The sequence below is a fragment of the Kitasatospora sp. NPDC047058 genome (assembly GCF_040643935.1).
In the GTDB taxonomy this organism is placed as follows: domain Bacteria; phylum Actinomycetota; class Actinomycetes; order Streptomycetales; family Streptomycetaceae; genus Kitasatospora.
Genome location: NZ_JBEYVJ010000732.1, coordinates 1 through 2,127 on the forward strand (window position 1 = coordinate 1; position 2,127 = coordinate 2,127).

At 70.6% G+C, this 2,127-nt stretch carries 2 protein-coding genes and 1 pseudogene; all 3 read right to left on the reverse strand.

The window, feature by feature from the left end:
* Positions 1 to 504 (reverse strand): hypothetical protein (locus tag ABZ885_RS39905; protein ID WP_360199923.1); only part of this gene is annotated, 504 nt, incomplete at its 3' end.
* Complete coding sequence (locus ABZ885_RS39910) at positions 505 to 1,617, reverse strand: hypothetical protein (protein ID WP_360199925.1); 1,113 nt, start codon at positions 1,615 to 1,617, stop codon at positions 505 to 507.
* A gap of 26 nt (positions 1,618 to 1,643) precedes the next feature.
* Positions 1,644 to 2,127 (reverse strand): annotated as a pseudogene (locus ABZ885_RS39915) (hypothetical protein); the annotation flags it as partial.

Below are 2,127 nucleotides of genomic sequence, written 5' to 3' on the forward strand. Positions count from 1 at the left end.
GGCCGCGTACCCGGCCACGGTCAACATGGGGTGGTAGCGGACGTGGGCGGCGGTCCACATGTTGTCGGGGCTGTCCGCCTGCGTCTTGGCGTACCGGTCGAGGTCGCCGTCGGGGTACATCGGGCTGTGCAGGTAGGGCACGGCGAGCCCGCCGTTCACCCGGTCTTCGGTGAAGATGGTGTTGCCGCGGTTGTCGTAGATGTCGAGGCCCTGGGGCTGCGTTCCGCCGGAGAACATGGCGAGCGCGAGGGTGCCGTCTTCCCGGGAGATCAGTACGCCGTACTGCGGGGTTCCGTTCGGCCGGGGCATGTCGAGGTCGCCGATGTAGACCATGGGCGTGCCGTCGGCGTCCTGCACGGTGAGGGTGCCGCCTTCGCCGATGACGACGGGACCGTGCTGGATCTTGTCCATGGCGGGCCGGGTCTGCGCCCGGCCGGAGAGCTCGCGCACCTGCCGTTCGAGAGTGCGGATTCGGTCGAGGAGATCCTGCGGGATCGCTGCCAACTAGGTTGCCTCCAATAGGAGTTTGGCGGATTCGGGGCGACCGCGCTCCGGCGGTGTCACGGCAATGCCGATGATCCGGTGCCGGGCTGTCATGCCCTCGGGCCACCACAGATCGGTGACCTTGACGCGCGCGGTGGCGCCGAGCAGGGCGGGGCTGATCTGCGCGTCGAGCCGCACGGTGATCTCGGGCACGGTCTGCGGGGTGAGGTGGGCGGCAGCGTCCGCACGGGCGTGCGCGTCGAGCGTGTCCTGCTGCTCGACCGTGCTGTAGTCCGCGGAGCCGTCGAGCCGCGGCCACCCCGCCTTGATGTCCGCCTCGCTGGTGACGAGCGGGGACAACAGTGGGTGGGACTCGGCCGTCTGGTTGCGGTTCACGCTGGCGCCCCGGGCCTGCCAGACGTTGGCCTTGCCGGTGGCGTCGACGGGCCACGTGTACGCCAGGATCGGACCGGGCCGGGTGAGCACCACCTCGGCGGCGCCGGCCCGGATCACCGGGTGGCCGAGCTGCAACCGCTTGATCCGCCGGCCGGTGTCGGGGTCGCGGGTCGAAGCGATCCGCCACTCGAACCCCCGCTCGACGCGTGAGAGCTGCTCGATCAGGTCGCGGATGTAGGGCTGGTCGTACCGGCTGTAGAAGCGATCGCGGCGCACCCCCGACAGCTCGGCGCCGAACTCGATCCCGATGTCGCCCCCGGGCTGCTCCGCGGCGTACGAGATGAGGTTGCGCACGACGTCGAACTGATCGACTTCGGTCGCCTGGTGGGAGTCGTAGAGCATCCGGTGCGCGAGGTAGCTGTCCCACGTGGCGGCCTGCAGGGCGAGGGAGAGCTCGCCGTGCTCGTCGCTGGCCAGGCTGCTGGTCCAGAGGATGCCACCCCACCAGATCGCGCCGGCCCGCTCGACCCACAGCGCGGTGCGCCCCGGGATGAGCGCGGCCCGGGCGCGGGCGGCAAGCTCGGCGGTCACCAGGTGCACCGACGCCCGGAGCGAACCCGTCTTCCCGAGGAACTCGTCGAACGAGACGGACCACAGCGGTAGGACGTCGAGAAGCTGGTCGCTGCGAAGATCGCAGATCAGCACGCGGTACGGGGTGTAGGGCAGCAGCGCGACCACCCCCGGGGGAGCCCGGGCCGATGGCCCTAGGCGGTCTCGTAGCTGAGCTGTACGCGCATCAAGGCGCCGTCCGTGTTCCACCGGTAGCCGAGCTGTCCGGGGTTCATCCACGACCCGTCAGGCGCGGTCGCGAGGACCTGCGCTCTGCCTTCCCCCGCCTCGACAGAGGGGACGAGCCCCCGCCAGTAGGTTTCGGCGTCGAGGTGCCTGCCGGTGCCCTGCCAGCCAGTAGCCGACCCGGTGTCCGCCGGGGGCAGAGGCAGCGAGACCCAGATTTGCCCGGCCCCCAGTGAGCTGCCAGCGCCCCAGCGGAGCCACGCGACCATGTCGACGTGACGACCGATGCGGCAGTAGCGACCGCCAGCCGTGGCGGCTCCCAGATCATCGAATCCCGACCACGTCGGGGTGTACGCGGTCCAGCTGCCGAGTGGGACCCAGGCAAGCCCGGACCATCGCTCAAGGCCATTGGCGCCGTCACGCCACTGCCCGACATAGCTGCCGAGCGAGACG